The organism is Bacillus sp. RB3 (assembly GCF_030164735.1).
GTDB lineage: Bacteria > Bacillota > Bacilli > Bacillales > Bacillaceae_G > Bacillus_A > Bacillus_A cereus.
The window spans coordinates 68605-74918 of record NZ_JASNGE010000024.1; the positions used below are offsets into that span (position 1 = coordinate 68605).

Sequence of the window (6314 nt, forward strand, 5' to 3'; positions counted from 1 at the left end):
TATGAAGGATATTTTATGGCTCATACAAAAAACGTTATCTGTGCTTTTGAAAAATAAAAAAAGTTTACTAATTATAATTAGCTTGCCGATAATAGGGACGCTCATTTCCTTCTCGATATACGGAAATGCAGGGCAAGGAACGTTAAATATCGGGATTGTAAATAAAGAAAATGAGCCGATAGCAAATGATACGATAAAGTTTTTAGAAGGATTAAATCATGTGAATGTGAGTAAGGTTAAGGAGTCTCAAATAGAAGATAAACTCACTTCCAAAAAACTTGATGGAGTTATTACATTAGATTCTGGTTTTTCAAAAAGTGTTCGAGAAGGGAAACCAGAGCATATTGAAATTTCATCGATTAAAGGTGATCAAGTAACAGGATTTATAAAATCATATTTATATAATTATATTGATAATATAGCAGCTATTAGTAAAGTAGCCGGAACAGATCAAAGCACATTCGACAATATGTACGCAGGGTATCAAAAAAGTTCATTTAAAATGAAAACTGAGACGCTAGAAGATACTTCGAAAAATAAAGATATGACAAATCAAACGATGGGTTACCTTATTATGTTTATGCTGTTTTCAGCAGCGAACTTATCAGGTCATATTTTAAAAGAAAAAGAGAATAGAACGTACTTTAGACTATTATCAACGCCGATAGATGGGAAGAAGTTTATATTATCTAATGTCGGAGTAAATATCATAATACTAACAGTACAAATTTTGATTACAATCCTATTCCTAACGAATGTTTTTCATACGAATATCAATATGCCTTTCATAGTGATGATGGGCGTACTAATGCTATTTGCATTAATCGCAATTGGAATATCATTAGTCCTTGTAGCTTTTTCGAAAAACTCAGCATCGGCAAATGCGATGCAAAATATGATCATTGTACCAACATGCTTACTTGCTGGATGTTATTTCCCATATGACATTATGCCAAGTGCAGTACAAAAAGTAGCTAATTTTCTTCCGCAGCGCTGGTTGTTAGATACGATATCAAAACTACAGCAGGGAATACCATTCTCGGAGTTGTATTTAAACATTTTAATTTTATTCGCTTTCGCAATTGCATTCTTCTTAATTGCTATTTATAAGTTTGGAAGAAATAATGACGCGAGAAATTTTGTTTAATGTGAAAAGGTGTGGCTTAATGCCATACCTTTTTTGTTTGAAACTTAGAGTATCTTTTGTAGTATAGGAATGCTTTTGTAGAGCACTTCGTTATGTGAAGCATGCAAAACATATTTATTTCCCTCTAGAAGAAAAACGCTATGTAGAACAGCGTTACCGTCACCATGTTTTGTAAGTAAATCACCGACGACTTTGCCGTCTGTCCATTTCAGTTTGGAATGTGAAGGGACGACTTGTAAATATTGAGTTGTTTCCTCTCCATCTCCGGCAATGAGTGTCGTTTCAATATTTCTTTTTTGTATAATAAATCTATTTGTATTTAATATATCGAGGAAAGGGTTTTTCGTTTTCATCTTACTATAAGGAAGAAATGTAATAGAAGAGTCGGATTTTATAAATAAATAATTTCCGTAATCTTTACAAGGAATAACATCTTGTAATCCTGGAAAGTAAATGTGTATCGCCTCAACTTTATTCATTTTATGTAAGATGCTTAAGTAACAAATATATTGTTCCATATAAAAATGAACGATATTTATTTTAGAAAAGGCATGGATAGGGAGACTACCTCCAGTCCAATAACTATAATTTGGTGGAGATCCAGCGTTTGGTGTGCAGAGTATTATAAGTTGATTCACATCATTTTTATATTCGTCACTTTGAACGTAAGAACGTCCAAGAAGGCCGCCCATACTATGACAAATTAAATTTAGTTTATCGCAACCTGTAATCTTTTTAGCATAAGCAATCGTTTGTAATAAATATTTTTGTGTAGAAAAAACAATACGCTGCCGCCAGTCATAAAAACAGATGAACAAGTCTTTATTTCGTTCGTACCCCATACTTTCTAGCATCACGATGAATGGTTCGTAAACAAATGCAGAAAGTCCAAAACTCCAATTACCAGTGCCGGGAATAATAATATTGCTCATTGAACCGAAAAGACCTGGGATAAAAACAATAGGAGTTTTTCCTTTTCTCATATTCGTATCTCCTTTAACTGTTTAGTATCAATAAAAATAAGAAATACATTTCGTATGAAAACATATTTAAATGAAACACTACGAAATAGTAAGGAATATGATTGGAAGGAAACCAAAATGATTAAAAAAATATTAAGAGTTACTTCTATTATTATTGCTATTTTCGTTTTTATTTTAATTTGTATGCATATCGATGTTACCTTAGGTAGGAAAATGGAAGCTGGAAAAAACATGCCGACAGAGTATGCGCCTCATTATAGTGATTTTCAATTATATGTAGAAGGGAAATCATTATATGAGCAGCTATTTGAAGATATTAAAAAAGCGAAAAGCTCCATCTACACTTATTTCTTCATTTTGTCGGATGATAAAAGTAGTCATACTTTTTTAAACTTATTAAAAGAGAAGGCAAAAGAAGGAGCAAACGTCTATTTATCAGTTGATCGCATTAATGATTTATCATTTGAAAGAAAGATGATAAATGAATTACGGGAAAGTGGTGTGCATTTTACATATAGTAGAAAACCTGCATTGCCATTCGGATTTTATTCACTTCACCATCGTAATCATCGCCGTATTACGACGATTGATGGGGATATTGGCTATACAGGCGGATTTAATATAGGAGATGAGTACTTAGGGAAAGATAAGCGATTTGGATATTGGCGTGATTATCATGTACGGCTTAAAGGAGAAGGAGCAAAAGATTTAGAACAGCAATTCGCTTTAGATTGGAAACGAGATACGAAAGAAGAGATAAAGAGGAGTACGAATAAAGCTAGTAAAGGGAATACATTACATACTATGACTAGTTACAATGGGCATTACGTTGCTGAAAAATATATAGAGCTCATAAAACAAGCTCAGCACTCCATTGTAATTGCAACGCCGTATTTTATAGCAAAAAATAAAGAGTCCATGAATGCTTTAATCGCAGCACAAAAGCGTGGTGTTACAGTAAAAATACTTTGGTCATATAAACCAGATCTACCTCTTATAAAAGAAGCGGCGTATCCATACATACGTCAAGCTGTTAATAATGGGATTACTGTATATGGGTATAAAAAAGGAATGTTCCATGGCAAATTAATGCTTATTGATAATGAATTAACCGTTATTGGTACAACAAACTTTACTTCGCGTAGCTTCAATATAAATGATGAAATGAATTTTTATATTTATGGTGGTCCTATTGTAGGACAAGTTAATAAGGCGTTAACAGAGGATTTTCATGATTCGAAAGAAATGACGAAAGAGTTTTTTGAAAAGTTATCTTTTTGGGAGCGTTGTAAGGAGAAAGTGGCGGGATTGGTTGAGTTCTATTTGTGATGGTGGATTAGAAAAGGGTGCCTACAAAAGGCACCCTTTTTGGTGGGAAATCATTATTTTTCATGCACCAGCATCGTAACATCATCATTAATCAACGTCCCCACATGTTCACCTAAACATATTTTTTTCATCACTCCAGGCTCATCAAAGTTAAAGACATGTGCTGGTAAATTGTAGTCCCGGGCAAGCAGTAATGCCGCTTGATCCATGACTTGTATATTTTGTCTAACGACATCATTATAGTTTAGTTTGCTGTACATTTTTGCTGATTTGTTATGCTTTGGATCACTTGTAAAAACACCGTCGACACCTTGTTTTGCGACTAATATGGCATCACTATTCATTTCGATGGCTCTTTGTACACTTGGATAATCTGTTGTCACGAACGGTTGCCCGTTTCCACCTCCAAAGATAACGATATAGCCGTTATCTAAATGGTGGACTGCACGTAAGCGAATGTATGGTTCAGCTACTGCATTAAATGGAATGGACGTCATAACGCGTACTTCTCTATTTGTTTTACTTGTTAAAACACCGCGAAGCATTAAGCTGTTAATGATTGTACCTAGTGTACCGATATTATCAGCTTCTACGCGATCAATTCCCCACTCTTCAGCTAGATGCCCCCTAAAAATGTTACCGCCACCGATGACGATGGATACTTCGATACCTAAATCAACAATGGATAAAATTTCGTTTGCGATATGTTCTAATCGTTTGGAGTTAAAGCTATTTCCAGTTTGATCGGCAAGTGCACCGCCGCTTAATTTAATTAAGACACGTTTATATGGCCTCATAACAATTCCCCCTATATAGATCGCAATAAAAAAGGAACAAAGGCGAATGCCTTTGTTCCTTTTTAAGAAAATGAAAAAGAAAAGAAGAAGATAGGACGAATTGCTTTGTATAGTTTTTCATAACATCCACTCCTTTTCATTTTGATTTGTTTTAAGTATATATCTTTTTGATTATACGAAACAATCTGATTACTTATCAAGTTTATTTTATCGTTTTTTAACAAAATGGTGTCAATGAAAAAAAGAAGAAAAATATTTGAATTTTTTGTGACGAACTTGTAGGTTTTTGTATGATTTTGTAGGTTCGCTTATAAGATGTGTGAGTAGCTTTTATAAATTCAAATTGAAAGCGTTCGCATGAAGGGGATGAACATAAATGAAAAAATTCGGATTGGCAACACAAATTTTTGTCGCGCTTGTTTTAGGGATTGTAGTAGGGGCAGTCTTTTATGGCAATAAAACGGCGATTTCTTATATCACACCAATTGGGGATATATTTATTCACTTAATTAAGATGATTGTAGTACCAATTGTTATTTCAGCATTAATTGTTGCAGTAGCTGGTGTAGGAGATATGAAGAAGCTTGGGAAACTGGGTGGTAAGACAATTCTTTATTTCGAAATTATTACGACGATTGCTATTTTAATGGGATTACTTGCAGCGAATATATTCCAACCAGGTACTGGTGTTGATATGAGTAATTTACAGCAAAGTGATATTTCTTCTTATAAACAAACTGCAGATGCAACAGAGAAGAAAGGTTTTGCTGAGACAATTGTTCACATTGTACCGAAAAACGTATTTGAATCGATTGCACAAGGTGACCTATTACCGATTATATTCTTCTCAGTATTATTCGGCTTAGGAGTTGCGGCAATTGGGGAAAAAGGAAAGCCTGTCTTTAACTTTTTTGAAGGCGTACTCGAAGCCATGTTTTGGGTTACAAATCAAGTTATGAAATTTGCACCATTTGGTGTATTCGCATTAATTGCCGTTACGGTTGCAAAATTTGGTGTAGCAACACTACTTCCGCTAGGAAAACTAGTGCTAGCTGTATACGTAACTGTTATACTATTCGTTGTGATTGTATTAGGTATTAATGCACGAATGGTTGGAGTAAACATTTTTACATTAATAAAAATTTTAAAAGAAGAATTGATTCTTTCATTTACGACAGCAAGTTCAGAAGCTGTTTTACCTAATATAATGAGAAAAATGGAAGAGTTCGGTTGTCCAAAGGCAGTTGCCTCTTTCGTAATTCCGACAGGTTATACATTTAACTTGACTGGATCGGCTATTTATCAAGCGTTAGCGGCATTGTTTGTTGCACAAATGTACGGTGTCCACATGTCACTAACGGAGCAAATAACGTTATTATTCGTTCTCATGTTAACATCCAAAGGTATGGCGGGAGTTCCAGGTGCATCGTTCGTTGTTGTATTAGCAACGTTAGGTTCAATGGGGTTACCACTAGAAGGTATCGCATTAATTGCGGGAATTGACCGCATTTTAGATATGATTCGCTCATCTGTCAATGTATTAGGAAATGCATTAGCGGCCATTGTTATGTCGAAGTGGGAAGGCGAATTCGATAATGAGAAAGCAAAACAATATGTAGAAACAGTCAAAGAAACAAAAGCAGCATAAGAAATCGTTAAGGAGTGAATAATCATGGCAACATTAACTGAAGTTAAAAATGGTGTTCGAATTGAAAAAGATTTTTTAGGTGAAAAAGAAGTACCAAACTATGCATACTACGGCGTACAAACAATGCGTGCAGTTGAAAACTTCCCAATTACAGGATACAAAATCCATGAAGGTTTAATTAAAGCGTTCGCAGTTGTAAAAAAAGCTGCAGCGCTTGCGAATACAGATGTAGGAAGATTGGAATTAAACAAGGGCGGTGCGATCGCAGAAGCTGCTCAAGAAATTCTTGATGGAAAATGGCATGATCATTTCATCGTAGATCCAATCCAAGGCGGAGCGGGTACTTCAATGAACATGAATGCAAATGAAGTCATTGCCAATCGTGCTCTTGAATTATTAGGAATGGAAAA

Annotated in this window: 6 protein-coding genes; 4 read left to right on the forward strand and 2 right to left on the reverse strand. The window is 34.7% G+C overall.

What is annotated here, in order from left to right:
- Nucleotide 1 precedes the first annotated feature (1 nt).
- Complete coding sequence (locus QO049_RS23440; RefSeq protein WP_000651885.1) at nt 2-1147, forward strand: ABC transporter permease; 1146 nt, start codon at nt 2-4, stop codon at nt 1145-1147.
- Between the two features lie 44 nt (nt 1148-1191).
- Here QO049_RS23440 and QO049_RS23445 read toward each other — a convergent pair whose 3' ends face one another.
- Entirely contained in the window at nt 1192-2130 is a 939-nt protein-coding gene (locus tag QO049_RS23445; protein WP_284489530.1) for an esterase/lipase family protein, read from the reverse strand.
- A 117-nt stretch (nt 2131-2247) separates the two neighbouring features.
- Here QO049_RS23445 and cls point away from each other — a divergent pair, with 117 nt between their 5' ends.
- Entirely contained in the window at nt 2248-3459 is a 1212-nt protein-coding gene (gene cls / locus QO049_RS23450; RefSeq protein WP_002102956.1) for a cardiolipin synthase, read from the forward strand.
- 53 nt (nt 3460-3512) lie between these two features.
- Here cls and pyrH read toward each other — a convergent pair whose 3' ends face one another.
- On the reverse strand, nt 3513-4256 hold the full coding sequence (gene pyrH / locus QO049_RS23455) for a UMP kinase (RefSeq protein WP_001248059.1): 744 nt from the start codon (nt 4254-4256) through the stop codon (nt 3513-3515).
- Between the two features lie 376 nt (nt 4257-4632).
- Here pyrH and QO049_RS23460 point away from each other — a divergent pair, with 376 nt between their 5' ends.
- Both QO049_RS23460 and QO049_RS23465 read left to right on the forward strand, forming a co-directional pair.
- Nucleotides 4633-5904 (forward strand): cation:dicarboxylate symporter family transporter, encoded by a 1272-nt coding sequence (locus QO049_RS23460; protein WP_000713291.1) that lies wholly within the window; start codon nt 4633-4635, stop codon nt 5902-5904.
- A 24-nt stretch (nt 5905-5928) separates the two neighbouring features.
- Nucleotides 5929-6314 (forward strand): lyase family protein (locus QO049_RS23465; protein WP_257896711.1); only part of this gene is annotated, 386 nt, incomplete at its 3' end.

Coding starts and splice junctions, on each gene's coding strand:
- QO049_RS23440 (WP_000651885.1), top strand. CDS start 2: ATGAAGGATATTTTATGGCTCATACAAAAAACGTTATCTGTGCTTTTG.
- QO049_RS23445 (WP_284489530.1), bottom strand. CDS start 2,130: ATGAGAAAAGGAAAAACTCCTATTGTTTTTATCCCAGGTCTTTTCGGT.
- cls (WP_002102956.1), top strand. CDS start 2,248: ATGATTAAAAAAATATTAAGAGTTACTTCTATTATTATTGCTATTTTC.
- pyrH (WP_001248059.1), bottom strand. CDS start 4,256: ATGAGGCCATATAAACGTGTCTTAATTAAATTAAGCGGCGGTGCACTT.
- QO049_RS23460 (WP_000713291.1), top strand. CDS start 4,633: ATGAAAAAATTCGGATTGGCAACACAAATTTTTGTCGCGCTTGTTTTA.